General features: G+C 72.5%; 21 protein-coding genes and 1 tRNA gene. 17 read left to right on the top strand and 5 right to left on the bottom strand.

The window, feature by feature from the left end:
• Positions 1-78: 78 nt before the first annotated feature.
• The 5 genes from WMF42_RS20075 to WMF42_RS20055 all read left to right on the top strand — a co-directional run bounded on the left by WMF42_RS20075 (position 79) and on the right by WMF42_RS20055 (position 6869).
• Positions 79-2073 carry a CHAT domain-containing protein gene (locus WMF42_RS20075; protein ID WP_061609541.1) on the top strand — a complete coding sequence of 665 codons (1995 nt, stop codon included), beginning with the start codon at positions 79-81 and terminating at the stop codon, positions 2071-2073.
• The gene (locus WMF42_RS20070; protein WP_437693584.1) at positions 2070-2915 is read left to right on the top strand and encodes an RNA polymerase sigma factor; all 846 of its coding nucleotides are present in this window, start codon (positions 2070-2072) and stop codon (positions 2913-2915) included. Before WMF42_RS20075 ends, WMF42_RS20070 begins: the two co-directional genes overlap by 4 nt.
• Entirely contained in the window at positions 2912-4591 is a 1680-nt protein-coding gene (locus WMF42_RS20065; RefSeq protein ID WP_061609543.1) for a hypothetical protein, read from the top strand. Before WMF42_RS20070 ends, WMF42_RS20065 begins: the two co-directional genes overlap by 4 nt.
• 315 nt (positions 4592-4906) lie before the next feature.
• On the top strand, positions 4907-6442 hold the full coding sequence (locus WMF42_RS20060; RefSeq protein WP_437693582.1) for a pre-peptidase C-terminal domain-containing protein: 1536 nt from the start codon (positions 4907-4909) through the stop codon (positions 6440-6442).
• A 154-nt stretch (positions 6443-6596) separates the two neighbouring features.
• Positions 6597-6869: a hypothetical protein gene (locus WMF42_RS20055; protein ID WP_061610897.1), complete on the top strand. Its 273-nt coding sequence runs from the start codon at positions 6597-6599 to the stop codon at positions 6867-6869.
• Positions 6870-6939: 70 nt separating this feature from the next.
• Here the strand turns inward: WMF42_RS20055 and WMF42_RS20050 are convergent, their stop codons facing one another.
• The gene (locus WMF42_RS20050; RefSeq protein WP_061610896.1) at positions 6940-7578 is read right to left on the bottom strand and encodes a response regulator; all 639 of its coding nucleotides are present in this window, start codon (positions 7576-7578) and stop codon (positions 6940-6942) included.
• A gap of 306 nt (positions 7579-7884) precedes the next feature.
• Between WMF42_RS20050 and WMF42_RS20045 the strand changes: the two genes are divergently transcribed.
• Positions 7885-8805: a lysophospholipid acyltransferase family protein gene (locus WMF42_RS20045; protein WP_081426818.1), complete on the top strand. Its 921-nt coding sequence runs from the start codon at positions 7885-7887 to the stop codon at positions 8803-8805.
• 17 nt (positions 8806-8822) lie between these two features.
• Here the strand turns inward: WMF42_RS20045 and WMF42_RS20040 are convergent, their stop codons facing one another.
• The 3 genes from WMF42_RS20040 to WMF42_RS20030 all read right to left on the bottom strand — a co-directional run bounded on the left by WMF42_RS20040 (position 8823) and on the right by WMF42_RS20030 (position 12699).
• On the bottom strand, positions 8823-9599 hold the full coding sequence (locus tag WMF42_RS20040) for an ABC transporter ATP-binding protein (protein WP_233562115.1): 777 nt from the start codon (positions 9597-9599) through the stop codon (positions 8823-8825).
• 89 nt (positions 9600-9688) lie between these two features.
• Entirely contained in the window at positions 9689-11287 is a 1599-nt protein-coding gene (locus WMF42_RS20035) for a hypothetical protein (RefSeq protein ID WP_061610893.1), read from the bottom strand.
• Positions 11288-11451: 164 nt separating this feature from the next.
• Positions 11452-12699, bottom strand: coding sequence for an alpha/beta fold hydrolase (locus tag WMF42_RS20030; RefSeq protein ID WP_061610892.1), 1248 nt, complete (start codon positions 12697-12699; stop codon positions 11452-11454).
• A 119-nt stretch (positions 12700-12818) separates the two neighbouring features.
• Between WMF42_RS20030 and WMF42_RS20025 the strand changes: the two genes are divergently transcribed.
• The 7 genes from WMF42_RS20025 to WMF42_RS19995 all read left to right on the top strand — a co-directional run bounded on the left by WMF42_RS20025 (position 12819) and on the right by WMF42_RS19995 (position 20220).
• Positions 12819-13124, top strand: coding sequence for an addiction module protein (locus WMF42_RS20025; protein WP_437693578.1), 306 nt, complete (start codon positions 12819-12821; stop codon positions 13122-13124).
• Between the two features lie 828 nt (positions 13125-13952).
• A complete protein-coding gene (locus tag WMF42_RS20020) occupies positions 13953-14180 on the top strand; it encodes a hypothetical protein (protein ID WP_061610891.1) in 228 nt (75 codons plus the stop codon).
• Between the two features lie 201 nt (positions 14181-14381).
• On the top strand, positions 14382-16112 hold the full coding sequence (locus WMF42_RS20015; RefSeq protein WP_061610890.1) for a serine/threonine protein kinase: 1731 nt from the start codon (positions 14382-14384) through the stop codon (positions 16110-16112).
• Positions 16105-16719: a hypothetical protein gene (locus WMF42_RS20010; RefSeq protein ID WP_061610900.1), complete on the top strand. Its 615-nt coding sequence runs from the start codon at positions 16105-16107 to the stop codon at positions 16717-16719. Before WMF42_RS20015 ends, WMF42_RS20010 begins: the two co-directional genes overlap by 8 nt.
• 103 nt (positions 16720-16822) lie before the next feature.
• A complete protein-coding gene (locus WMF42_RS20005) occupies positions 16823-18184 on the top strand; it encodes a glutamine synthetase family protein (RefSeq protein WP_437693574.1) in 1362 nt (453 codons plus the stop codon).
• Entirely contained in the window at positions 18181-19335 is a 1155-nt protein-coding gene (locus WMF42_RS20000) for an iron-containing alcohol dehydrogenase (protein ID WP_199693987.1), read from the top strand. The genes WMF42_RS20005 and WMF42_RS20000 overlap by 4 nt, the downstream gene beginning before the upstream one ends.
• A 246-nt stretch (positions 19336-19581) precedes the next feature.
• The gene (locus WMF42_RS19995; protein WP_061605304.1) at positions 19582-20220 is read left to right on the top strand and encodes a sterol desaturase family protein; all 639 of its coding nucleotides are present in this window, start codon (positions 19582-19584) and stop codon (positions 20218-20220) included.
• A 346-nt stretch (positions 20221-20566) separates the two neighbouring features.
• Here the strand turns inward: WMF42_RS19995 and WMF42_RS19990 are convergent, their stop codons facing one another.
• Positions 20567-20878 (bottom strand): hypothetical protein, encoded by a 312-nt coding sequence (locus WMF42_RS19990; protein WP_061606769.1) that lies wholly within the window; start codon positions 20876-20878, stop codon positions 20567-20569.
• A gap of 226 nt (positions 20879-21104) precedes the next feature.
• Here WMF42_RS19990 and WMF42_RS19985 point away from each other — a divergent pair, with 226 nt between their 5' ends.
• The 4 genes from WMF42_RS19985 to WMF42_RS19970 all read left to right on the top strand — a co-directional run bounded on the left by WMF42_RS19985 (position 21105) and on the right by WMF42_RS19970 (position 25467).
• The gene (locus WMF42_RS19985; RefSeq protein WP_061606770.1) at positions 21105-21641 is read left to right on the top strand and encodes a hypothetical protein; all 537 of its coding nucleotides are present in this window, start codon (positions 21105-21107) and stop codon (positions 21639-21641) included.
• Positions 21642-21731: 90 nt separating this feature from the next.
• A tRNA-Gly gene (locus tag WMF42_RS19980) sits at positions 21732-21804 on the top strand.
• A gap of 247 nt (positions 21805-22051) precedes the next feature.
• Positions 22052-23500: a flippase gene (locus WMF42_RS19975; protein WP_437693571.1), complete on the top strand. Its 1449-nt coding sequence runs from the start codon at positions 22052-22054 to the stop codon at positions 23498-23500.
• Between the two features lie 425 nt (positions 23501-23925).
• Entirely contained in the window at positions 23926-25467 is a 1542-nt protein-coding gene (locus WMF42_RS19970; RefSeq protein WP_437693569.1) for a protein kinase domain-containing protein, read from the top strand.
• The last annotated feature ends 19 nt before the right edge of the window (positions 25468-25486 follow it).

Here is a 25486-nt window from a genome sequence, read left to right as displayed (position 1 = left end):
GAATCTCGTCTGCTGCGGTCTAAAAGACCAAGGAGTCAGGCACGGCAGGGAGCACAACGTAGCGAGGCTTGTCCTTCGATGTGGCTGGAGATCGAGCTCGACATCAGCGGTACTGAGGTGCGCGTCAGCGCGCGTGGCAGCCGGGGAGAGCGCCCCCCGGCGCACGCGATATCTCCCGAGCAGGGCTTCGATGCCCTGCAGACGTTCGCGAGCAAGGTAGGGAGGGCGGTCCGCGGCGGTAAATCGCTCGATCCAGCGGCGGTGAGCGACTCCCAGGTGCTCCACGCGGAGGTCTTCAAGGGGGAGCTGCGCGACGTCCTCGTGCGGCTCGGCGAGGCGTCGAAGGGTGGACCGCTCCTTGTGCGGCTCTTCGTCCGCGATCGAGCGCTCCAGACCATCCCCTGGGAGGCGCTCTGCAGGCCGGGGACGTCCGAAGGGTTTCTGGGGACCGACCCCAGGATGCTCTTCGCGCGCGGCGTCACCTCGTCGGAGCCCTGGGAGCCGCGCGAGGTCAAGGGCGCTGTCCGGGTGCTCGGGATCGCGCCGGGCACCGGCGAGCGAGCCCTCGACGTGCTGCGCGAGGCGCTCGCCCCGGCGATCGACGCCGGCGAGGTGGAGTGGCTCGATCCGATCGCCGGGCAGGAGATCAGCGCGCGGGTGCTCTTCGACAGGCTCCGGCGCGGCAAGAGCCCGCACGTCGTGCACTGGCTCGGTCACGGCGGCGTGGATCTGTCGGGCAAGCCCGTCCTGCGCCTGGCGGACGACGAGGACGGCGAGGAGACATGGATCACCGCCGAGGCGCTGGGGCGCGAGCTCTCCGCGGCGTTCTGCGAGGAGCTGCGCCTCGTGATCCTCGAGGCCTGCGAGGGCGCCAGGGCCGGGGCGCTCGGCAGCGCGGCGGAGATCCTGGCCAGGGCGGGCGCCGATGCCGTCGTGGCGCACCTCTGGCCGGTCAGGGCCGACGTGGCCCGCGCTTGCTCGACCGAGCTCTACCGCGCGCTGACAGGCGCTTCGCTGAGCCAGGGCGACATCGGCGCGAGCGTGGCGGCGGCGCGGCGGACGTTGCTCTCCCAGAGCGCAGAGGCGTTCTCGCCGGTCCTGTACCTCCGCGGCTCGGACTCGGTGGTCTTCAATTTCCAGTGCCGCCGCGTGGCGAGGCCGGGGAAGAAGAGCAGGTCGAAGGCCCTCGCGCCCGCGCTCCAGAGCCTGCTCGAGCGGCCGTTCACGATGGTGCTCGGCGATCTCGAGGACGATCGCGCGGCGCTCCAGCGGGAGCTCGAGCAGTTCATGGAGGACAACGGTGAGCCGGCGACGCGGGGTATGTCGCTGAGCGCGCTCACGCAGCGCTGCGTGCTCCGGTTCGGGCAGGAGGTGCTGCACTCGCTCTTCCAGCAGGCGCTGACCGCTTCGCCCGGGGCGGCGGCCCCGCCGCTCGTCGACGCGCTCGCGCGCTTCGTCCGGCCGGGGGTCCACATCACGCTCCTCTGGCGGCCCTGCCTCGAGCACGCGATCGCACAGAAGCTGCCGCAGCGGACCGTCTACGCCCTCCAGCCGTCGCTCCTCGGCGCCGGCGGCAAGCCGCGCATCGTCAAGCGCGCTGCGGGGGCGACCGCGTGGAAGATGGAGCCTGTCATGCCCAGGCGCTTCGATCTCGAGAGCGAGATCGTCGTGCTCCGGCTCTATGGCGGCTACTCGGCGGAGCCGCGCCCCATCTTCTCGCCGCCGCTGCTCACCGAGGACGATCACATCCACGGCCCCCTCGGCGCCGACGGCGCCCGGCCGCCGCTATGGATGGAGGAGCTCTTGGCGCGGCCGCGCGTCCAGCCCGGCCTCTTCGTCGCGCTCTCGAGCCTCGACTTCCGCCACCGCATGCTGCTGCGCTGGCTCTACGATCAACGCCCGGCGCCCCCGGACAGCCTGGCAGTCCTCGCGGCCGGGGTCGAGAGCAGCGAGATCGAGATCTGGGGCAACGGCGGCGGGCTGCCCGGCACGGGCCACATCGCGGCCACCACCGGAGATCTGGAGGAGCTCGCGGCTCAGCTCGACGCCTTCGCGGTGGAGGATGCCTCGTGACACACGCCCCCTTTCCCGGACACCGGCCGCACCGCGACGGCGAGTACCCGCGTGACATCGGATCTCCGCTCCTGGGTGGTTCCGGCGGTGGCGCGGCGGCAGCGCCGTCGCCCTCCGGCCTCTCTCACGGCGCGGCCGAGCGACGGCCCGCGCTCGACAGGGCATTCCCGGCGAAGCCCCTCCGCGATCCCTTCGTCGGCGCGCTCCTGCGCTGCTGGGTCGAGCAGCGGGAGGAGCTCCTCCGCTCCTGCCGGCGCTCTCTCGGCCGAGAGGACGGTGAGGACGCGTTCAGCCGAGCGACTGTGTCGATGCTTCGGGCCACCGCCTCCGCAGAGGGCGTCCGTCGACCGGCGGCGTGGCTTCAGGAGATCGTGCGCCATGCCTGCGTCGATCTCCACCGCGAGCGGACGCGGCGCGGAAGACTCCTGCTGCTCGTGGACGAGGATCTCGGCGAGCTCGCGGCGGCCCCCCACGCCGCTGCCGGCGATCCCGAGCGGACCCTCCTTGAACGGGAGACGCTCGCCCGGCTGGAGAGGGCCGTTCGCGCCCTGGCTCCGACGCTGCGCGATCCTCTCTTGCTGCGCGTGGAAGAAGAGCTGTCTTACGCGGAAATGGCTGCGCTCCTGCTCGAATCGGAGGAGAACCTGCGCAAGCGCGTCCAGCTCGCCCGGCAGCGCGTGCGGCGTTCGGTCCTCCTCCAGCAAGACCAGGAGCCGCGCTCCGGCCCGGACCAGCCCGCCGCTCGCGCCGGCCGTCCCGGCCTGCGCCGGGGCAGCGCGGGCGCCGCGGCGGACACGGATCCTGTCGCCGAGCCGTCGCCATCGAGCAGCCAGCGACAATGAGCGCCCATGACGACAGGCTCGACCTCCTGCTCGCCGACGCCGACGAGCGCCGCCCCGTGCTCGACGAGGGGCTGCCTGGCGACACCGCCCGGAGCGCGCCGAGGCCCAGGAAGGGCCGCGACGCCAACCACTGGCGGCGCACCGACGCCGATCGCAACGACCTGACCCTCCAGAGATGGGCCGTCATCGCGCCCGAGGGCCGGGAGGGCGACAGGATGATGGAGGCCGTCCAGCCGCTCGTCGCGCTGCGCGAACGCGAGCAGGGCGCGCCCGCGCGCGTCTATCGCGTGCCGCAAGGGATGGACGCGAAGCGATCGGCGGACTTTCGGAGAGATATCTACTGGTCCGAGGAGGTGGCGGAGGAGGACAGGCCCCTTTACCTGATGATGCTCGGCGACCTCCATCACACATCGCTGGAGCTCCAGCACGCGCTCGCCAACGACGCGCTCGCGGGGCGCATCCATTTCGCGGACAGCGCGGGAGACACCGATCTCGCCGGCTATGCCGCCTATGCCGAGAAGGTCGTTCGCTATGCGCGCCGCGGCGCGCCCGAGGCCTCGCCGGATCTGCTCTTCTACGTCACGCCCGACGGCTCGGCGGCCACGGTCACGGGCAAGGCCAGGCTCGTCGGCCCGAGCCTGGCCACAGCGACCGAGGCGAGCGAGAGAGGCAAGCTCCCCGCAGCCTCGGTGCGCGAGATCTCCGCCGGCAGCGTGGACGACCTGCTCGCCGGGGGCGGCGGCGCGCGGCCCTCGGTGCTGCTCTCGGTGAGCCACGGGCTGGGCGCGCCCCGGCGTGGCTGGGGCAGGGAGGAGGACTCCTGGCGGCGCCAGGGAGCGCTCGTGATTGGCCACGACGAGATCCTCGACGCCGAGCGGCTGCGGGGCCAGACGTTCTTGCCTGGCGGGATGTGGTTCTACCTGGCCTGCCTGGGCGCGGGCACGCCGGCGGCGAGCGTCTATCACACGTGGCTCTCGCAGCTCGCGCAGGAGGATCGTTATGGTGGCAGCCTGAAGGCCGTATTGCACAGCCTCCCCGCGTCCGGCCAGCGCCCCTTCGTCGCGGCCTTGCCGCAGACGGCGCTGGCCAACCCGGCGGGGCCGCTCGCGATCATCGGTCACGTCGACCTCGCGTGGACCTACGGCTTCTCGAGCGCGACGAGCCTGTCGGAGGGCAAGAAGTCCCGCATCTATCGCCCCCTCGAGGTGCTGGTCCGCGGCAGTCGCGCGGGGATCGCGCTCGAGGCGCTGATGGAGCTCTACCGCGGCGCGAACGACGAGCTCGCGCAGAGCTACCAGATCGAGGCCGACGCGCGCGCGGCGGGCCGCGCCGATCCCACCGATCGCGCCGGCCGCGCCCACCTGTGGATGCTGCGCAACGATCTCCGCGGCTACGTGCTGCTCGGCGATCCGGCGGTGCGGCTGCCGCTCCAGCAGCCCGCGCTGCGAGCCGACGCGCCCGCGCCCGTCGACGTGCGCTCGACACAGGCAGAGGAGCCGGCCGCCGGCGCTGCGTCCGCGACCTCGGCGCCGGCGCGGGAGGCGGCCGTGCTGGCGATGATCCGCGGAGATGAGGCGCCGCGCGCGATCGCGGCGCGCGCCATGGTCTCGCTGGAGACGTTGTGGACCTGGGTCGACGCCTATCGCGCGGGCGGGCGCGAGCGACTCGTGGGGTGAGGGACCTCCGCCAGCGGCATCGCCGGCCTGCCTGCCTCGGGGCGCAGGTGGCGTGTCCCGCCCCGCGGGAAAATTGAATGGCTGAGAGAATTTTGTCTCACCGTACCCGAGAGCTGGAACGCTTGAATGGATTCAGCTTTCTCAAGAAATGGCGACGATTTGGATGTCCTGCGCCGGCCGGATCAGGTTATATATAACTCCCGGTCGGCCGAACGACTCCTCGTCGGAACAGAGAATCGTTTCAAGCGGAAGGAGCTCTCAATGCGCCTTGTGAGATCGCGTGTCTGCGGCTCGGCCGGTGTCCAGCTTGCCGTGATGATCGCCAGTGTGTCCGCCTTCGCCGCCTGCGTGACGGACATCGAGGACGATCCGGCGGATGCCGTCGGAAGCAGCCAGGAAAGCTTCGAGGCGTTCGAGCGGGCCACGTTCCGCGAGCCTGACTCCGGCGTTTACATCGTCGACGGGGACACGCCTGTCGCCGACGTCAAGCATCTCCGGGAGTTCTGGGAGTCCCACGTGCGCGACGGCGCCCTCATCGTGCAGCGCGCCGGCGGCAGCGATGTGGTCTGGTCATCGGGCCAGAAGAAGAGCCTCACCTACTGCGTGAGCACGAGCTTCGGCGCCCGACATGGCGCCGTGGTGGCGGCGATGACGTCCGCGACCGGCGCGTGGGAGGCGGTGGCCGACGTCGATTTCATCCACGTGAGCGCCGAGGACGGGGCGTGCACTGCCAGCAACGGCGGCGTGGTCTTCGACGTGAGGCCGGTGAACGTCTTCGGGCAGTACCTCGCGCGGGCGTTCTTCCCCGACACCTCGCGGCGGGATCGCAACGTGCTCATCGACAACAGCGCCTTCGGGACGGGGGATCCCTCGCTGGAGGCGGTCCTGCGGCACGAGCTCGGGCACACGCTCGGCTTCCGCCACGAGCACACGCGCCCCGAGTCGGGCGCCTGCTTCGAGGACAACAACTGGCGCGCGCTGACGACCTACGACGTGGCGTCCGTCATGCACTATCCCCAGTGCAACGGCATCGACGACTGGAGCCTCGTGCTCACGGCGAAGGACATCCAGGGCGTCCAGGCGCTCTATGGCCCGCCCAGCGGCGGTGCCGGTGGCGGCGGCGGTGCCGGTGGCGGCGGCGGTGCCGGTGGCGGCGGCGGTGCCGGTGGCGGCGGCGGCGGCGGCGGCGGCGGCGGCGGCTCGACGGGGGGCACGCCGACGACCGAGAGCTTCAGCGGCAGCATCGCCAGCTCCGCGTTCGTGGACGTGGGGTCGGGCGCCGGGTTCGACGTCACGCCGGGGACGGCCCTCCGCGTCGTGATGACGGGCTCGGGCGACCCCGACCTCTACGTGAGGTTCGGGGCGGCGCCGACGACGAGCGCATACGCCTGCCGCCCCTACACCAGCGGCGCGTCCGAGACATGCACGCTGGATGTGCCGGCCGGACAGACCAAGGCGTTCGTGAAGGTCCGGGGCTACACGAGCGCCACGTTCAACGTGGCGGTGACCTACACGCGGTCGAGCGGCGGCGGCAGCAGCGGCGGCGGCAGGGCGACGTCGGCCACGTTCAGCGGCAGCCTCGCGGCGGGCACGGCGGCCTCCCACGGGCCCCTCGCGGTGGTCCCGGGCACCCGCTTCGAGCTCGGGATGACGGGCTCGGGCGATCCCGACCTCTACCTGCGGTTCGGAGCGGCGCCGACAGCGGCCCTGTACGACTGCCGCCCGTACAAGGACGGCGCGGCGGAGACCTGCTCGCTGACGGTCCCCGCGGGCCAGACGCAGGCCTTCATCGCGGTGAACGGCTACACGACCAGCACGTATCAGCTCAACGCGAGCTACACGACTCCGTAGCTCCCGCCCCGACGCGCATCCCCGAGGTGGGTATCAGGCGCAGGATGAGCAGAGTACGGGGGGCCCGTCATCCAACGGGCGAGCGGCATCTCAGCACAAAAAAATCGTCGCCGGAAATTGGGCACTCCACAGGGACCCTTTCTAGGGTGCTCTCATGGACAAGAAAATTGTTGCCGCAACTCTCCTGCAGGCGCTTGCCGTTGCCCAGCGCGAAGGACGCGCCGAGACCCTCGAGTCGCTCGTCGAGAAGCTGCGTGTTCGCCGCAAGGACGTCCGGAGCACGCTGACCCTGCTCCACCGCCAGGGGATGGTGGACGTGCTCCGGATGCGACTCACGCTCTCCGGGTTCGCGATCGGCTCGGCGCTGATCGGAAAGACCTTGCCGGCGCTCCGCGTCGCCCCGCGGGCGGCCACCGCCGCGGCGTGAGCCGCAGCGCGGCACCCCGCGGGAGCGAGCGCGCCGGCCGCCCCGAGCGCGCCGGGCGCCCGGGCGGAGCCTACGCCTCGACGAGGCCCGAGCGCACAGCGAGGCGGGTCAGGTCGGCCACGCTGTGCGTAGCCACCTTCGCGCAGAGGCGCGCCCTGTGCGTCTCGACCGTCTTCACGCTGATCGAGAGCTGCGCGGCGACCTCCTTGGCCGAGCGGCCCATCGCCAGCAGCCGGAGCACCTGCCGCTCCCTGTCGCTCAGCGACGCCACCATGTCGCCGCGCGAGGCCGCGTCGCGCCGCTGGAGCGCGCGCACCATCGCCGCGCTCACGTCCGGCGACACGGCGGTGCGCCCGCGGACCACGGTGCGCAGCGCCTCCACGAGGTCGGCGAGCCGGCTCTGCTTGGACAGGTATCCATCCGCGCCGGCCCGCATCGCCTCGGCCACGCGGAACTCGTCGCGGTGCATCGAGAGCACAACGAGGCGCAGCGCCGCGAGGCCCTTGAGCTCCCGGATCAGCTCGATGCCGCTGTGGTCCGCGAGGCAGAGCTCGACCACCGCCACCTGACAGCGGTGGAGCTCCGGCGCGCCGAGCGCCTCCCTCGCGCTCCCAGCCTGAACGACCTCGCCCACCCCTGGCTGCGACGCGAGCGCGTGCGCCAGCGCTTCCCGTACGATGTGTTGATCATCGACGAGCAGGATATTCATGTTGACGGCCCCCCTTACCAAATTGCCTTGTATCAAAATCGTTTGATCTCCATGAACCTGTTTTCTCGGTAAGGATCCGCCTGGCAGCGTCGATTTCGTTCCTGCGGTGCCCAACTGGCCTCCTCGCGAGATCGCCTTGGACGAGCGCGAGAGGGCCAGTTCTTCATGCCGCCCGGCGATCCGCGGCTCACAGCGGGAACGGCCGCTCGATCGGCCAGCCGCGTCGCTCTGGATCGCTCCGTGATCCGGGCGTTCCGGCCGAAGCCTCTCCCGTGGACGTACTGTTTGCGCTAGATAGGCTGCCTCATGCCTGGCCTGCGCGGAGCTCTCCTCTCCGGTCTACGACCCGACTCGGCGTTCTGGCGCCGGGCGCTCACCGCGGGCGTCACGCGCGGGCCGGAGCCCTGGGTGCGCCACAGCCCGCCGGTGTTCGGCGTGCTCTTCGCGGCCGCGCTCCCCGAGCTGCGCCGGCGCGTCGCGCAGAACCTCCGCCGCGTGCGCGGGCCGCGGTCGCGCGTGGCCGACGTGCTGGACACCGCCGCTGTGTTCGCCACCTACGGGAGCTGCATCACCGAGGCGCTCCTGCTCACGAGCGGCCGCGGCTACGCGGTGCAGCGGCGCTCGCGGGGCGTCGAGCACTACCACGCGTGCGCGGCGGCCGGCCGGGGGATCCTCATGGTCACGGCGCACACAGGCGGCTGGGACATCGCCGGGCAGATCCTCGGCGTTGTGCACCCCGAGGGCGTCATGCTGGCGATGCAGCGCGAGCGCGACGCCGAGGCGCGCGCCATCCAGGACGCGGCGCGGCGGCGCGCCGGCGTGCAGGTGGCGCACATCGGCGACGGGCCGCTCGACGCGCTGCCGCTGCTCGGCCACCTGCGGCGCGGCGGCGTCGTCGCCATGCAGATCGATCGCGTGCCGCCCGGGATGCGCAGCCGCGAGGTCCCGTTCCTCGGCGCCCGCTGGCGCGCGCCCGAGGGCCCGATCGCGCTCGCCGCGATGAGCGGCGCGCCCATCCTGCCGGTGTTCACCCACCGCCTGGGCTTCCTCGAGTACGAGGCCGTCGTGGCGCCCCCGATCTGGCTCGCCCGTCGCGCCACCGAGGACGAGCGGGACAGCGCGGCCGCGACGATGATGGGCGCCCTGGAGCGCTTCCTCCGCGCCCACCCGACGCAGTGGTTCCACTTCGCCGCCGACGGCCCCGTCGCGCCGGCGGCGGCGGGCTGAGCGACAGCGGCTGGCGGCTAGAGCGGCCCTTCCGTGAGGCCGTGGACGAACTGCCGGACGCGCGGGTCGTCGCTCGCCTTCGCCTCCTCGGTGGTGCCGTCGAAGATGAGCCGGCCGCGGTAGAGCATCCCCACCCGGTCCGTGACAGTGAGCAGCCGGTCGAGGTCGCTCGAGACCATCACCACGGTCGCGTTCATCGCCCGCTGCTCGGCGCGGAGCAGGTCGAAGATGCGCTGCGACGTCACCGGGTCGAGGCCGGCCGCGGGCTCGTCGTAGAGGACGATCTCGCCGCGCGCGATCGTGGCCCGGGCGACGCCGACGCGCTTCTTCTGGCCGCCGGACAGGCCGGCCGGCGTCCGGTCCTCGAAGCCCGCCAGCGACACGACGCGGAGCCGCTCGGCGACGCGCTCCTCGATCTCCTCCTCGCTCAGGTCGTAGAGCCGCCGCAGCGGGAACGCGATGTTCTCTCCCACGGTCATGTAGTCGAACAGCGCGTTGTTCTGGAACAGCATCCCGAACCTGAGCCGGAACGTCTGGAGCTCGAGCTCGCTGAGCGCGTGCACGTCCTTGCCGTCGACGAGCACGCGCCCCCGGTCCGGCCGCAGGAGCCCGGTGATCATCTTGAGCAGCACGCTCTTGCCCGAGGCGCCCGGCCCGATCAGCCCGTAGAGGCAGCCAGCGGGCACGTCGAGGTCGACGCCCCGGAGGACGGGCATGCCCCCGAAGCTCTTCGTCAGCTGCTCGATCTGGATCATCGGTCGCGTGGCCACTGTCGCCGGGGGAGGGGCGCTCACGCCCGTACCATAGCCCCGTTCGCGGGGAGGGGGCGCGCGCTGCCAGGGCCCCGCTGACGGGGAGGGCGCGCGCCCGTGCGATGGCCTCGCTACTTGAACGTCGTCCGCGCCACGTCGAGCCGCGGGTGGGACGGGAACGAGATCCCGCGGATCTGCCCGGAGATGCACGAGGCGATGCCCGGGTTCGACGGGCTCGTCGTGACGGTGACGCCCACGGCGCGGCCGTTCTGCACGGCCGCGCAGACGTTCACCTCCATGTTCGACGGCACGCCGCAAGCGTTCAGGTAGCTGCCGCGGTTCAGCACGTTGCCGTAGGCGCCGGCCGTGAGATCGGGCGGGCCGTTGTTGCCGAGCTTGTACTCCTCGACGTAGCGCGCCTGCGCCGCCTCACAGCTCAGGCCACCGCCGAGCGTCGGGTAGCTGCCGCCGCCGCTCGGCCGCGCCCCCCCGCCGGCGCGCGCCGCCTTGGCGCTGACGAGGCCGGCGTCGACCTCGATCGCGACGCGGTCGGTCGCGCCCTGCACAGCGAGCTCGCGCTCCTTCTTGTGGCTGCGCTCGCGGTACCACCAGCCCGCGCCCGCGGCGAGGATGACGCCCATCAGCGCCATCCCGAGCAGCGCCTTGTACTGCGTGCCCTGCTTCTCGGCCGACACGACGGCGTCGAGCGCGCGCTTCTCCTGCACGATGTCGCGGTTCAGCTTCGCCTGCTCGGCGAACGGCGCGAACTCCTCCCAGTCCTGGATCGCGCGCTCCTCCGAGGAGAACGTGTCGCGCAGCACCTGCTCACCCGTGAAGGATCCGGACGCGATCTGCTGGAGCAGCTCCACGCTCGAGAACGGCCCGTGGTCCATGCCGTCCTTGATGACGACGTAGCGCGGCCGCGGATCGGACTCGAGCGCGGCCTTGAGGTCCGCGAGCTTGCGGGTCGGGTCGTTGCCGTGCAGGCGCTGCGGCTGCGCGACAGGGATGGCGACAGCGAACGGCCCGTCGCCGGACACCGCCTGGATCTTCGGCAGGGACGGGGCCGACGGGACGCGCGCCTCCTCTCCGTGCCCGCCCGGCGGCATCATCGAGAGGTTGATGTCGACCTCGAAGTCGCCGTCGCCGTCGAGGTGCGACGTGTCGGCGCTCGGCGGCATCGACGAGGCGCTCGGGACGATCTGGTAGAGCGCCTGCGCCAGGGCGGCGAGGTCCGCCGGGCGGTGCTTCGGATCGGCGACGAGCGACTTGCCGAGCACCGTTTCCAGCGTGGGCGGGATGTCGGGGATCACGTCCGCGGGCCGGCGCATCCCCGGGCCGACGCTGCTGCTGGTGAGCAGCTCGTAGAGGATGGCGCCGACAGCGAAGACGCTCGCCCGCGCGTCGCCCTCGTTGCCCTTGCGCTCCTCGGGCGCGAGGCAGGCGCGGTCGCGGGGGAGGAGCGGCGCGGCGTGCGCGAGCTCCTCGACGAGCCGGAGCGCGCCGCCGGCGCCGTAGGCGAGCGACGAGGGGTGCACGAACAGGGTCCGCCCCTGCGCGTGCAGCTCGTGGAGCTGCGTGCAGAGCGGCACGACGAGGCCGATGGCCTCGCGGATATCGAAGCGACGACCGGCCGCGCGGCGCGAATCCATCTCGGCGCGGAGCGTGCCGGCAGGGATGGACATGCCGACCGGCAAGGGGGTGAGGATGACCTGGGCCTGAGCAGACATCGGGGAGCAACACTACGACAACACGCCGGCTCCGCTCAACGCTGCGACGCGATGCTTGCGGTGTGGACGTGCGAAGACGCCCGGCGCCGACGTGTGTTGAGCAGCGAGAGCGTGCGCTTCTGACGTCAGCGTTCTTCGGCGTGCGTCGGGTGTGTGTTCGTCGCTCAGCGGGCGCGCCCGGCGGCGGTCTCGGCCGAGGTGGTGGCGTCTGCGCTGACGGCGAGGGTGTGGCCTGCGAAGAAGCGGAGGAGATCGGCCTCGCGCGATTTCGGCCAGCGCGCGTGGTTGATGGCGCCCTTCTTCGCGGTGCAGCGGTTGCGCAGGGCGCAGTGGGGCTCGTCCCTGTCGCCCTCGTCGAGGCGCAGGAACGAGGTCTGCGCGGATTGCGCGTCGCGCGCGCGCAGCCACCGCTCGACCGACTCACACGGGAACATGTCGTCGCACGCGCGGTAGATCGCCATCGCGGGCGGGGGAGGGCCCGGGCACGCCCACGGGGCCGGCGGGGCGTTGCTGCCGAAGGTCGCGAACGCCGCGACGCGGTCGGCGCGCATCATCGCGTAGGTCGCCGCCATGTGGCCGCCGTACGAGGCGCCGACCGCGTAGATGCGCCGCCGGTCGACGAGCTTCTTCTCGATGAGCTGATCGACGAAGGCGTCGACGGTCGCGACGTCGACGTTGCCGTCGCCGGTGAACTCGGCGTCGAACGGCGAGAGCGGCGTGTACGTCTTCGAGCCGCGCTCGCGCTCGCCCTGGGTCGGGTTCTTGAAGGCGCGGCCCTGGGGTGCGAGCACGATGAAGCCCGCGTGGGCGGGGTCGCCGGTGAGGTTCCATGTGGCGCCGAGCTTGCGGAGCCCCGTCTCCTTGTCGACGGCGGTCGGGTTGTCGTGCTCGGCGTGGAAGAAGACGAGGAGCGGCAGCGGCGCGCGCGTCTCGACGCCGCTCGGCGCGATCACGCAGGCGTAGCGGGGCGACCCCTCGGCGTCGCGTGTCTCGAGCACCTGGGCGCCGCGGCACGGCGGCCTGCCCAGCGTCTTGCGGAGCTCGCGCCCTGGTTGTCCCTGCTCGGCGACGCAGCTCCCCTCGCTGGGGGGCCTCGCCTCGGGCGGCTTCGGCGGCTTCGCGGCGCCGGCGCCTGTCGAGCCGGCCGCGCGGGCGCCCGCGTCCTTCTGGGCCGCGGCCGTCCGGGGCTGTCCGCCGTCGGCCGCGGCGGTGCCGGCGCCTGCGTCCCGCTCGAAGACGCCGAGCAGGTCGCCGCCGTCGACCCCGGACGACGGCGTGGAGCACGCCGCGGCGATCCACGCGGCGGCGCCCGCGAGCGCGGCGCCCGCGAAGAGGACGCGGCCGCGCCGGAGGCCAGGGGGGGCCGGCGTCGAGGTGCGCCGGGCGCGGAGGCCGGGTCGGGAGCGAGGCACGGGCGAACTGTAGTACGAGGGCTCCGGAGCTCAGCCGGGATTTCTCGCCCCGTGCTGACCTGGCCCGGGTCGGCTCGACGGGCCGCTCTGCGGCGCGAGCCGACGTACGCTGGACACCCATGGCTCATCCCACCCGGGACATCCTCGCTGCCGCCCTGTCCCTTCCTGAAGGAGAACGCCTGAGGCTCGCGTCCGAGCTCATCGCCAGCGTCGAGGAGCCGTACGACGACGCCTGGAATGCTGCGTGGCTCGAGGAGCTCGAGCGCCGGGAGCAGGCGGTGCGCGACCGGGGTACTGCGTGCGACGCTCGGGCCAGTGAGACGTCTCCCGGTCTCCACCCGTCCGTAGCCGTATCCTCGGTTGTCCGGCTGCGGCAAGGCGGCCATTCGAGAGCTCCCCAGAAATGGGCAAGAGTCGCGGGCTGACTCCGCGGGAGCGTTTGGGCTTGGCAATGGGCTCAGCGTGGGAGACCGTCGTATTGATGAATGCGGCGGATCTGGTTGGCTTCCGGAATGCCCGGGCCGACCGGCGCAGGTGGAGATCCGAGATGTGCAGGACGCGCAACCTGCGCTCGCGCTCGTTGGCCATGCTCCCTCCTGCGACGGTATCAGGCCCCGGCGTTGTCTTCTGGCAACCCCTCCAACAATCCTCAGCGATGGTGTCTTCCAATGGCCAGCGCGTCGACTACCCGCCTCCCGGCGCCGGGCGAGGAAGGAGAACGAACCGTCGCCGCGCCCGGCGCGCGTTGGCGTGCGGCGAGAGGTCGCCTGTCGGCGCATCGATGTAAGTTGTCTTGCTCGAAGGGCCTGCCGCGAGGGGGTCAGCGCGAGTTGGAATGCCGCCAGAGGCGCCCCGGAGGCAGCTTGCGTAAGCTGTCTTGCACAGGCATGCCGCCGGCAGGCGATCGGCGCGCGTCTGGATGCAGCGAGGACCCACCGGGCGGCGTGTCGACGTAAGTTGCCTTACGTCATGGGGCCACCGAGAGGCGCTCGGCGCAAGCTGGCATGCGTCGAACGGCCGCGTGGTGGCGATCGATGTAAGTTGTCTTACATGGTCCTGCCGCCGAGGGGCGCTCGGCGCAGGCTGGAATGCGGCGAGGGACTGCCGGGCGGCGCTCGAGTTGTCTTGCTCCCGAGGTCCGTCGGGCGACCTCACCCCCGCGCCCGTCCGGCGCGACCCGGACGAACGTACAGCGGCAACCTCCGGTCGCTTGCGAGGGAGCCCGCCGTGGCTAGGCTGGTGCGCACCCAGCCATGACGTCCTTCGATATCCTCATCGGCACCGCGCTCGCGGCCGTCCTTGCTTTTCAGGTCTACGTCACCGTGCGCGTCTTCCGGAGCCGCGTCTACGAGCCCAAGCAGAAGGTCTACCAGGCGCAGCTCGTCTGGCTCCTCCCGATCATCGGCGCCGGGCTGGTCTTCTCGATCCTCCAGGAGGAGGACAAGTCCCGCCGCGACGCCTCCTCGCACCTCGGGAGCTGAGCCCGCGCGCGGGGGCCGCCCGGCAACGCCGGCGAACCCGTCCCCGCCACGTCCAGCCGCCCGCCTCACCACCCTCCGTCCTCCACGCTCATCTGGTCACCTCGGCGCATCCCGCGCGCGATGCGAGGGGGGCACAATCGAACAGGAAGTTTCGGTTTCGCCCTTCGGTCCAGCGGCGCCGTGCGCTATGGCTCAGGGAGCATGGCGGACGACGTCTTCGGCATCGTCGGGACCACGCAGGCGGGTAATTTCCACGTCGAGCAGGTGGTCGCAGAGGGGGGATTCGGCGTGGTGTACCGCGCCATCCATGCCGGCTTCCGCGCGCCCGTCGCCTTGAAGTGCCTCAAGGTCTCCGAGGCGAAGACCCCGCGCGAGCGCCAGCTCTTCCTGGAGAAATTCCGTGAGGAGGCCCAGCTCCTCTTCCGGCTCTCCGCTTCCATCCCGGAGGTCGTCCGCCCCCTCCACGTCGACGTGCTGCACCTGAAGCGCGGGGAGTTCGTCCCGTTCCTCGCCCTCGAGTGGCTGGAGGGCGAGTCGCTCGACAAGGTCATCGATCGGCGCAGGCTCAACCGCGAGCCGCCGATCCCGCTCCACCGGCTGATGAAGATGATGCGCCCCATCGCCCAGGCGATCGCGCGCGCGCACCGCTTCCCGAGCCCGAACGGCACGGTGTCGATCATCCACCGCGACCTCAAGCCCGAGAACATCTTCATCACGACGCAGGAGGGGACCGAGCGCCTCAAGATCCTCGACTACGGCATCGCCCAGGCGAAGACGCTCGCCGAGCAGGCCGTCGGCCGCGTGACGAACGGCGACCCGCTGAACGCGTTCTCCCCGGCGTACGGCGCCCCGGAGCAGTGGGCGCCGAAGCGGTTCGGGCAGGCGGGAACCTGGACCGACGTCTGGGGTCTTGCGCTCACCATGGTCGAGGCGCTGGTCGGGCGGCAGGTGATCGAGGGCGAGGCGCAGGCGATGATGGGGACGGCGCTCGACGTGAAGCGCCGGCCCACGCCCCGGACCGAGGGCGCCAACCTCCCGCCGGAGGTCGACGCTGTGTTCGAGCGCGCGCTCGCGGTGAGCCCGCGCGACCGCACGCGGGACATCGAGACGTTCTGGTCGGAGCTGGAGGCGGCGATGGGGGTCGCGCCGACGTTCGGGCGGGCCTCCGCGGACGACGGGTACTCCGTGCCGCCGCCGTCGTCGTCGATGCGCGCGGCCCCGCAGGTCAAGCGCGCCGCGCACGTCTGGCTCGACACGCCCGCGGACGGCGGGTCGCTCGAGATCGACCTCGACATGGCCCCCGCCTCGATGCGCCCGCCGAAGGGCGGCCGCCGCGACGGCCCGGCGAGCAGCGTGCGCCCGGCGCCGCCCCCGGACTCGTCCGGCCTCGAGATGGATCTGCCCGAGGGGCCGACGCCGAGCGCGATGGGTCGCGGCGTGGGCGTGCTCGCCCCCGAGGGCGTGCCCGCGAGCGCGCGCGGCCGCGTGGTGCGCGACGATCGCGCGGGCTACGCGGAGTCGACGCCCGTCGGCGTGCTCCCCCGCGCCCTCGGGATGGAGACAGCGCCGACGCTGGAGGTGGCGCTCAGCGTGGCGCCGCGCGCGACCACGATGGCGCCCGCGGCGCTGCGCCCGCTGTCGGACATGCCGTCGGCCCGCTACCGGCCGACGGGGCGCCCGCCGGCGGACCTGCGGCCGCGCCCCCCGGATCCGAAGCCGCTCGCCGGGCCGACCCTCCTCCAGCAGCTCGCCCTGCCCGTGGCCTGCATCGTGTTCGCGTGCGTGCTCACGGTGGCCGACCTCATCATCAAGCGTTCGGGCGAGGCGCTGAGCTTCGGCCCTGTGCGCGCGTTCTGGGTCGCCGGCGTGCTGCTCCTCGTCGGCGTCGGCCTGTTCTTCTGGCGCATGCTCGGAGATGCCGGAGATGCCTGACGTGACCCCCGGCGCCGCGCTCGCGGAGCAGCGCGCGGACCAGAGCGTGTCGGCCCGCTTCACGCGGCTGATGAACGCGTCGACCTCGCGGTGGGGCGTGCTCACCGATCCCCCGCTCGTGTCGCTCGCGTCGGGCGTCTTCCTGCTCGCGTTCCTCGGGGCGCTCGGCCGCGACGCGGGCCCCTCGGTCGCGCGCGCGCTCGGCGGCCTCGTGCTCGCGCCGCTCGCGATCGCGCTCGTCGTCAGCGTGGCGCTGCGCGGCGCGCGGCGCGCTGTCGTCGCGTGGCTCGCGCGCCAGCCGTTCCCGGTGGAGAACCTGAACGCCGTGCTGAACGGGCTGGGCGAGGCGCTCGAGGTCACCTTCGCCGGCGCGGTCCCGGAGACGACGGAGGTCAACGCCGAGCTCGACAAGGTGCACCCGGATGCGTTCGTGACGGGCGGCGTGGAGGACGCGCGCTCGCTGGACATCCGCATCGGCGTCGTCGACTCGAAGCGAAACCCGGCCGTCACGAACCACCAGCGCTACGTCCGCGTCCGCGAGATCGTCGAGCGCGTGCTCGTGCCGATCGCGGAGCGCTACCCGATCCAGAGCGTCCGGGTGAAGTAGACGTAACCCGACGCGAGCCGACGTAATCCGACGCGGCGAGCCGACGCGGCGAGCCGCGCGCGGCTTGCCACCCCGCCCGGTACCCCTGCTATCGTCGCGGCCCATGACCGCCTCGACCTCCGAGAAGCTCCTCTCCGATCTGGAAGCGCGGGGCATCACCCGCGCCAAGATCGGCGGCTTTGACATCGACGGCATCCTCCGCGGCAAGTACGTCTCCCTCGAGAAGCTGAAGAGCGCGCTCGGGAGCGGCTTCGGCTTCTGCGACGTCATCTTCGGCTGGGACATCGCCGACGTCCTCTACGACAACGCCAAGGTCACCGGCTGGCACACGGGCTACCCGGACGCGCACGCGGTCCTCGACCCGAGCACGACGCGCGACCTGCCGTGGGAGCCGGACACCGTCGCGATGCTCGCCGACTTCCGCGACGAGCGCGGCGGCCCGCACCCGGCGTGCCCGCGCTCGCTGCTCCGGAGCGTCATCGCGAAGGGCGAGCGCATGGGCTACTCGGCGAAGTTCTCGTGCGAGTTCGAGTTCTTCCTCTTCGAGGAGACGCCCCGCTCGCTGCACGAGAAGCGCTTCGCCGGCCTGACGCCGCTCAGCCCCGGCATGTTCGGCTACTCGTGGGTCCGCGAGGGCCAGAACAAGCAGCTCATGGCGGCCATCCTCGACCAGATGCGCGCCTTCGACGTCGAGATCGAGGGCCTGCACACCGAGACGGGACCGGGCGTGTACGAGGCGGCGATCCGCTACGACGACGTGCTCCGCGCCGCGGACAAGGCCGCGCTCTTCAAGGTCGCGATGAAGCAGATCGCCCACGAGCACGGCCTCTCGGTGACGTTCATGGCGAAGTGGAACGCCGAGCTCCCCGGCTCGAGCGGCCACCTGCACCAGAGCCTGTGGAAGGACGGCCGCAACGTCTTCGAGGACGCGTCGGCGCCCGACAGGCTCCCGGCCGCGCTGCGCCACTACGTCGGCGGGCAGATCGCGCTCATGCCCGAGCTCACGGCGCTCTACTCGCCCACGATCAACGCCTACAAGCGGTACGTGCCCGGCGTCTGGGCGCCGCTCACCGCGAGCTGGGGCGTCGAGAACCGCACGGCGGCGATCCGCCTCATCGGCCTCGGCACGCCCGGCGCGCGCGTCGAGTACCGCCAGACGGCCGCGGACATCAACCCGTACGTCGCCATGGCCGCGTGCCTCGGCGCGGGGCTCTACGGCATCGAGCACGGCGTCGAGCCGCCGCCGCAGGCCTCCGGGGACGCGTCGTCCGCCGAGTCCTCGCGCCTGTCGCTGCCGCGCACGCTCGCCGAGGCGACGCGGATGCTCGCGGACAGCCAGGGGGCCCGGGAGATCCTCGGCGAGAGGTTCGTCGATCACTATGTCAGGACGCGCGAATGGGAAGTGCGGCAGTACGATCGCGCGGTCACGGATTGGGAGCTGAAGCGCTACTTCGAGGCGGTGTGATCATGAGCCAGTTCACGGTTTGGAGCTTTCCTACACGCATCCTCTTCGGCGTCGGGGTCGTCGGGCAGACGGGCGCCGAGGCGCGCCGGCTCGGGGCGTCGCGGGCGCTGATCGTCACGGACAAGGGCGTCGTCCGCTCGGGGCTGCTCGAGCCCGTCGCCGCGTCGCTGCGGAACGAGGGCGTCGAGGTCGCCGTCTTCGACGACGTGCTCGGCAATCCGATCGAGAAGAACGTGCACGACGGCGTCGCCGCGTTCCGCGAGGCGCGCGCCGATCTCGTCGTCGCGCTCGGCGGGGGCTCGCCGCTCGACGTCGGCAAGCTCGTCCGCCTCGGCGTAAACCACACCCGGCCGCTCGTCGACTACGACGACGCCACGGGCGGCGATCGCTTCATCACGCCCGACGTGCCGCCGATGCTCGCCATCCCGACCACCGCGGGGACCGGCAGCGAGGTCGGCCGCTCGGGCGTCGTGACGCTCGACGTGAACCACCGCAAGACGGTGATCTTCTCGCCGTACCTGCTCGCGAACGCCGCGCTGCTCGACCCGGAGCTGACGCGGTCGATGCCGGCCTTCCTCACGGCGGCGACGGGCTTCGACGCGCTCACCCACTGCGTCGAGGCGTACGTCGCGAAGGGCGATCACCCGATGGCCGACGGCATCGCGCTCGAGGGGATCCGCCTCGCCGCCGCGCACCTCGAGCGCGCTGTCTCGCACGGCAACGATCTCGACGCGCGCGGCGGCATGATGAAGGCGGCGATGATGGGCGCCGTCGCGTTCCAGAAGGGGCTCGGCGCGTGCCACTCGCTCGCCCACCCGCTCTCGAGCGAGTGCGGGCTGCACCACGGCCTGGCCAACGCCCTCTGCCTGCCGCCTGTCGTCGAGTTCAACGTCGCCGCGGCGGGGCCGCGCCTCGCCCGCGTCGCGGCCCTCCTCGGCGGCCCCGAGGACGCTGCCGCCTGCGCGGACGCCATCCGCGCCCTGCGCACCCGCATCGGTCTGGCGGCCGGCCTCGAGAAGGCCGGCGTCCGGCGCGACAAGCTCGACGCGCTGGCCGACCTCGCCGCTCAGGACGCATGCCACTCGTGCAACCCGCGCCCCTGCTCGCGCGAGGATCTCCGCAAGCTCTACGAGGCCTCCTTCGCGGGTTGACGCGCGCGCTGCGCCGCGTCGCGCAGCACCCCGCGCGGCCGGGCGCTCGCCGCGCCGCGCCGCGCGGCGAGCGCGCGTCCGACGCGCGTGCGCCGCGCCCGCGACGCTCCGGTGACGGCCCCGCGCCGTCGACGCATGCAGCGCTGACCTCGACGGGATCTCGGCCATTTGCCGGCATCCAGCGGGTCGCTGGAGGCCGGCCTACCTCTGGCCGACAATGGATAAATGAGGTAGCAGGGGGGCACGATGACCGTGACCACCACCGAGCGCACCGCGCGTCCAGCGACATGCCAGATGTTCGAGACGCCGCTCATCGAGCGGTTTTCGCGGATTCATCCGATCACGCCGTTCGCCTTCTGGCTCCCGGTCTACGGGTATCTGTGCGTCCGCGGCGCGCGCAACGGCGTCGGCCTGCTGGAGGGGATCGGGCTGGTGCTGCTCGGCCTGTTCCTGTGGACATTCGCCGAGTACGTCCTGCATCGATACGTGTTTCACTACGTCGGGCCGCGCCTGTGGCAGCGCCGGATGCACTTCGTCCTCCACGGGGTGCACCATGATTTCCCGCAGGACGCCGACAGGCTCGTCATGCCGCTCGGCGCCAGCATCCCGCTCGGCGTCGTGTTCTACACGCTGTTCCGCGTCGTTTTTGGCCCTGTTCCAGCGGATCTGCTGTTCGCCGGGTTCGGCCTCGGCTACCTCGCGTACGACGGCACGCACTATGCCATTCACCACTTCCGCATGAGCTCTCGCTGGGGGAAGTGGATCAAGCGCCATCACATGGTGCATCACCACACGGGGGAGCACGCGCGGTGGGGCGTGTCGTCGCCGCTCTGGGACTGGGTCTTCGGGACGATGGGCACCTCGCAGCCGGGAAAAGGGAGCTGACCGGGAGACCGCGGCGCGGGCTCCAGAGCGCCGGTGTGGTGATCGTCGGGAACGTGGGAATCGGCCAGAGGCGCCGTGGGTTGAGAGGCCGTGAGTCGGTCGCGCCTGGACGCCTGTGCGTACGTGGACGATGCGGCGCGACGGCGTCGCGCTGAGCCGATCGCGCGTCGACGAGAGGAGGGGGCGGCGGGGCGGATCGCCGCGCCGCGCCGTCGCAGCGCGCGCGGCCGGGAGGCAGGCGCGCGGCGCAGCGCCGTCGGCGGCGCGGCGGCCGCCGAGGCTCACGCGCGCGGCGGACGGGCCTGCTTGACGTGCGTCGCGAGGAGATCGAGGTTCAGCGGGCGCCTCACAGCGAGGGCGTCGTGCCGGCAGGAGCGGCGGGCTGACCGGTCGGCGCGTCGGGCAGCCGCCGCATCGCGCCGGCATAGAAGGTCCGCAGCGTGTTGCGCCCGCAGTAAGGGCACAGCCACGCCACGTCGAACCGGTCGAGGTGGGCGTTGATGCTGTGCGCCGGCGCGAGCTCCCGATCGGCCTCACCGGAGGCCGACCGACCGCGGGGGGCTGCGGCCCACCCGGCGATGACGTGCCGGCGCTCGTCCAGGGTGGCTGAGAGGCTTGCCTGGCACTCGCAAGGAGTGGAGATGAGGAACCGACTCATGCGTAACCGTCCTTCGTAGATGTTTCCGTAAAACCATGTCGGCATGCCGCGACGCGGCGTGCCCGGGAAGCGTGCTCGGGCGGCGCCCGGGAGCTTTTCTCGGGATCCATGTCCCGGAGCCATGCCCCGAAAGAGACGCGTCCCCATATAAAGGTTGGTCAGTTTGAGCTCAAGGGGTGTTAGCCTGGAGTACGGTCGCCTTGCTGTGGCCGAGGAAGGGGAGTCCATGACCGCTCGACGTGCCGCTCGTGAGCGCGCGACGCTGGCGTCCGGGAGGTTGCAGGTCGTCGAGACGCGGCGGCCTGGACCGCGCTCGGTGCGCAGCTTCAAGATCCTGCTCGCGCACGACCCGCGCGCGGCGACCTGCGATCCGCTGGCCCGCGCGATCGAGGCCGCGCTGGAGAACGTCGAGATCGTGGACGCCTCGTCGATCGACGATGCCCTGCTCGCGTCGGCGACCGAGCGGTTCGACGCGTGCCTGGTCTGCCTGGATCTGCCGCCGGCCCCGCTCGGCGGCGCGCGCCTCGCGGCCGAGCTCGTGGGCACGAACCACCCGGTCGTGCTCGTGACGAGGAGCCAGCGCTGGCTGCCGCCCGACAGGCCCGCGCTGCAGAGCCTGCCCTGGATCCCGCCCGACGCGGGCACGGCCGAGATCACCAGGGCGATCACGGAGGCGACCAGCGAGTGCGACAGCGTGATCCGCAGGCGCGCGCCGCTGCCCGGCGAGCTGCTCGACGCGCCCGCCTTCCGCGCGCGGCGGTGAGCGCGGCGCGCGCCGCGCGCGGGATCGAAAAACCAGAGGAAGGGGGTTGCTCTGCGGCTCGAGATTCGATAGAAGCTTCCTCCACCTCAAGCGGGACTAGCTCAGTTGGTAGAGCATCAGCTTCCCAAGCTGAGGGTCGCGGGTTCGAATCCCGTGTCCCGCTCCGAGGATCGCCGGCCCCCTCTTGCGCTGACGGTCCTCCTGCCGTTGGATGCCGTGAGGCCGAGGAGCGTCTCGCGCTCCGACGCCTTCGAGACGTCTCCCTGAGCTGAGCTCGGGAGCGGACGACGAGCGCTCGCCGCGCGCTGCGCGAGACGGACATCCTCTGGGGGCGCACGACGCCTGAATCCGGGTACCTCCCGCTGCGTGGGCAGCGGTGCCCCACCACATTGGGACACTCGGAGGTGCTCATGCAGGATGGCCGGCGCATCGCGCTGAACGCGGCGCTGATGCTCCTCAAGCAGGCGATCATGGCCGTCCTCGGCGTCGTGTTCGTCGGCTACCTCGCGCGGAAGGTGGGGGTCGCCGCGTGGGGCGAGTTCCAGGCCTCGCTCGCGATCGCGAGCATCGTCACGATCGCCGCCGGCGTTGGCGTGAGGGGATACCTGGCCCGTGAGGTCGCCGTGCGGCCGGAGCTCGGACCGCGTCACCTCGGCGCGGCGCTCGCCATCCGCGGCGTCACCGGCACGCTGGTGCTCGGCGCGACGGTGGCCGTCGTGCTCGCGACCCGCTCGGGCGTCGGCGCGCAGCTCGTCGTGCTCGCCGCGGTGTCCCAGCTCGCGACGCTGCTCTACTCGACCATGTGGCTCTCGTTCGAGGCCCACGAGCGCTTCCAGTACATCCTCTACGCGGAGCTCGGCGCCAGGCTGTTCGTCATCGCGCTCTCGGCGGCCCTGCTCGCGCTCGGCTTCGGCGTCGTCGCGGCGGCCGCGGCGTTCCTGCTCGGCAACGTGCTGGAGCTCGGGATCACCGCGCACTACCTCCGCTCCCGGCTCTACCGGCCGGAGTTCGCGACGCCCCCCGCCGAGCTCTGGCAGATCGCGAAGCGCAGCCTGCCGATCGGCGCGCTCGGCGCGCTCGCGAGCGCGCTCCTCCAGGCCGACCGCGTCATGCTCCGCGCCCTCTGCGACGAGCAGGCCGTGGGCGTCTACAGCGCCGCCTGGGTGCTCAGCGAGAACTTCCGCATGCTCCCCGAGGTCCTGCTCGGCGCCGCCTTCGCCGCGGGCATGCGCCTCTACGCCCAGGATGGCGACGCGTTCGGGCGCCTCTACAGCGGCTGCATGCTCGTCGCCGCGCTCTTCGGGCTGCCTGTCGCCGCCGGCGTCGCGCTGCTCGCGCCGGACATCATCCGGCTCGTCTACGGGGCGACGGGCGACTACGCCCCGTCGGCGGAGGTCCTCCGGATCCTCGCCTGCGGCGTCCCCGTGACCTTCGCGTTCCAGGTCGTGACGCTGCCGCTGCTCGCCGCGAAGCGCGAGGTCGCGATGGTGCAGATGCTCGCGGTGACGCTCGTCGCCAAGATCGCGCTGAACCTGCTCCTCCTGCCGCGCTACCGCGCCCTGGGCGCCGCGTGCGCGACGCTGGCCGTCAGCGCCGGGGCGCTGGTCGCGTCGTGGGGCATGACCGCGCGCTGGGCCCACTTCGTCGAGCTCGGCCGCATCGCCGCGATCCTCGTCGCGACGGCGGTGATGGCCAGCGCCGCCTACGCTACGCGCGTCCTCGCCGGGATGTGGGCGTCGATGGCGGTGGGCGTCGCCGTGTACGTCGTCCTCCTCGTCGCCCTGCGCGCCGTCTCCTTCCGCGAGCTGCGCGCGCTGCTCGCGCGCCGCGTCCGCGCCTCGCCGGCCGCCGTGGCGTGACCCGCGCGCGCCGCGTCCGCCTCGCCGGCCTCGCGGTGCGATCGACGTCCGCCGCGGGCGGGCCCGGCGAACGCGCCCTCCTGTGCGCGTGTGCGGAACGAGGGGCGATCCAGATTCCGCATTTTTCGCGGGGGATGCCGCTCGCCACGGGTCTCTGTGGTTGCCGACATGCGCTCTCATCCGGCGGGATTCACGCAGGAGGAGCACGACGCCTGGGGCCCGGAGGTGACGGTGCCGCGGCCCTCCTCGTGGCATGCAGCGTGAATAGCGGAGGGCCGATGTGGCGGCGCGGGCAGGTGCGGGGGCTGGCCGGGGTGGGGCGACTCCGGCAATGGATGGCGCGGCGGCCGTCCTCGCTCCGCGCCCTCGGCGCGCCGGGGCGAGACGACGTGAGCGCGGCGGAGCAACCGTGGAGGTCGAGGGAGATGGACCTGCCCATGGGCGACGGCGGCTACGCGCTCCTCGCGCGCCTGTCGGCCGGCGGCATGGCGGAGCTGTTCCTCGCGTGCCGGCGCGGGCCGGCAGGGATCGCCCACCCCGTCGTCGTGAAGCGCCTTCGCCCCGAGGCGCGGCGCGATCCATCGATCGTGCGGATGTTCCTCCGGGAAGCCTGGATCAGCGCCCGGCTCCAGCATCCGAACGTGATCCGGTTCCACGACTTCGTCTTTCACGAAGGGCGCCATCACCTCGTGGTCGAGTACGTCCCGGGCTGCGATCTCGCCGCTGCCGCGCGCGCGCACTTCGCCGAGGGGCGGCCGTTTCCGCTCGAGGCGGCGCTCGAGATCGGCCTGGGCGTGCTGCGGGCGCTCGGGCACGCGCACGGGCTCCGCGACGACGCGGGGAGCCTCGTCGGCCTCGTGCACCGCGACGTGAGCCCGCAGAACGTGCTCCTCTCGCTGGAGGGCGAGATCAAGCTCATCGACTTCGGCGTCGCGAAGATGACGGCGACGAGCGGGATGGAGGACGCAGGCCCCCTCGGCCCGGCGTGGCCGGCAGGGGGGGCGGCGCCGTCGAGCGGCGCCGGCACGGTGAAGGGCAAGCTCGGCTACGTGGCGCCCGAGCAGCTCCGCGGGCAGCGGATCGACGCGCGGGCGGATCTCTTCGCGGTCGGGGTGATCCTGTTCGAGCTGCTGACGGGCAGGCGCCTGTTCCACCGGAAGGACGACGGCGCGACGATGCGCGCGGTGCTCTCCGGCGAGGTGCCGGCGATCGCGCCGCTCCGCCCGGCGTGCCCTGCGCTGCTCGAGGAGGCCGTGCGGCGCGCGCTCGCCCGCGATCCCGAGGGCCGCTTCGAGACCGCCGCGGACATGGAAGAGGTGCTCGCCGAGGTGCTCGTGTCGCTGCGCAGCGCGCCGAGCGGGCGCGACGAGCCGAGCTCGAGCGAGCGCGGCCTCCTCGCTGGCCAGGAGCTCGCGGCGCTCGTGCGCGAGGTCACGAGCGGGCGCGATCGGCACCGATCGATGCTCGCGCGGGGCTGCCGGAGATCCGCCGGGCTCCGCTGTCGACAAGGCTCGCGGCCACGGGGCGCGAGCCGGTCTGGCGGGGGCTCGAGGGCGGCGCCCGCGAGCCGGTCTGGAGAGGGATCGAGGGCGGCGCCCGCGATCCGCTCCGGAGAGGCGTCGCGTCGGACGGCCGAGCGGCGCCCCGGGGATGAGCGCGACGAGGCGACGCCGCGGCTGCGCGGGCTGGAGGGGGTCGCGAGCCCGCCGGAGGACAGGAGCGAGCGAGGCGACCTCAGCGACGCCATGGACGCCGCCACGCCGCACTGGAGGGACGCGCGCCCGCCGCGGCGCTTTCGGCTTCTGTCCTGGCTCGTGATCGCGGCCGTCACGTTCGCCGCCGGGGCGCTCGCGGGCAGGGCGATCGGCGCGACGAGCGCCGGCTCCTCCAGCGCGCAGCGCCCGCGCGGCGACAGCGCGGAGACAGCGCGATCCAGGGCAGAGACCCATTCGGCACCGCGACGGTGATGCGTCGAACGCGAACGGC

The organism is Sorangium sp. So ce176, from assembly GCF_051519835.1.
In the GTDB taxonomy this organism is placed as follows: Bacteria; Myxococcota_A; Polyangia; order Polyangiales; family Polyangiaceae; genus Sorangium; species Sorangium cellulosum_G.
The sequence above is the reverse complement of the archived record's forward strand: the minus strand, read 5'-3'. Positions and strand labels throughout refer to the sequence as shown.

What these genes read in the sequence shown, in the direction of transcription:
- WMF42_RS20035 (WP_061610893.1), bottom strand. Translation starts at nt 11,287, where the DNA reads ATGTCTGCTCAGGCCCAGGTCATCCTCACCCCCTTGCCGGTCGGCATG.
- WMF42_RS20010 (WP_061610900.1), top strand. Translation starts at nt 16,105, where the DNA reads ATGCCTGACGTGACCCCCGGCGCCGCGCTCGCGGAGCAGCGCGCGGAC.
- WMF42_RS20045 (WP_081426818.1), top strand. Translation starts at nt 7,885, where the DNA reads ATGCCTGGCCTGCGCGGAGCTCTCCTCTCCGGTCTACGACCCGACTCG.
- WMF42_RS19970 (WP_437693569.1), top strand. Translation starts at nt 23,926, where the DNA reads ATGGACCTGCCCATGGGCGACGGCGGCTACGCGCTCCTCGCGCGCCTG.
- WMF42_RS19995 (WP_061605304.1), top strand. Translation starts at nt 19,582, where the DNA reads ATGACCGTGACCACCACCGAGCGCACCGCGCGTCCAGCGACATGCCAG.
- WMF42_RS20025 (WP_437693578.1), top strand. Translation starts at nt 12,819, where the DNA reads ATGGCTCATCCCACCCGGGACATCCTCGCTGCCGCCCTGTCCCTTCCT.
- WMF42_RS20015 (WP_061610890.1), top strand. Translation starts at nt 14,382, where the DNA reads ATGGCGGACGACGTCTTCGGCATCGTCGGGACCACGCAGGCGGGTAAT.
- WMF42_RS20055 (WP_061610897.1), top strand. Translation starts at nt 6,597, where the DNA reads ATGGACAAGAAAATTGTTGCCGCAACTCTCCTGCAGGCGCTTGCCGTT.
- WMF42_RS20050 (WP_061610896.1), bottom strand. Translation starts at nt 7,578, where the DNA reads ATGAATATCCTGCTCGTCGATGATCAACACATCGTACGGGAAGCGCTG.
- WMF42_RS19975 (WP_437693571.1), top strand. Translation starts at nt 22,052, where the DNA reads ATGCAGGATGGCCGGCGCATCGCGCTGAACGCGGCGCTGATGCTCCTC.
- WMF42_RS20020 (WP_061610891.1), top strand. Translation starts at nt 13,953, where the DNA reads ATGACGTCCTTCGATATCCTCATCGGCACCGCGCTCGCGGCCGTCCTT.
- WMF42_RS19985 (WP_061606770.1), top strand. Translation starts at nt 21,105, where the DNA reads ATGACCGCTCGACGTGCCGCTCGTGAGCGCGCGACGCTGGCGTCCGGG.
- WMF42_RS20060 (WP_437693582.1), top strand. Translation starts at nt 4,907, where the DNA reads ATGATCGCCAGTGTGTCCGCCTTCGCCGCCTGCGTGACGGACATCGAG.
- WMF42_RS20065 (WP_061609543.1), top strand. Translation starts at nt 2,912, where the DNA reads ATGAGCGCCCATGACGACAGGCTCGACCTCCTGCTCGCCGACGCCGAC.
- WMF42_RS20005 (WP_437693574.1), top strand. Translation starts at nt 16,823, where the DNA reads ATGACCGCCTCGACCTCCGAGAAGCTCCTCTCCGATCTGGAAGCGCGG.
- WMF42_RS20075 (WP_061609541.1), top strand. Translation starts at nt 79, where the DNA reads ATGTGGCTGGAGATCGAGCTCGACATCAGCGGTACTGAGGTGCGCGTC.
- WMF42_RS19990 (WP_061606769.1), bottom strand. Translation starts at nt 20,878, where the DNA reads ATGAGTCGGTTCCTCATCTCCACTCCTTGCGAGTGCCAGGCAAGCCTC.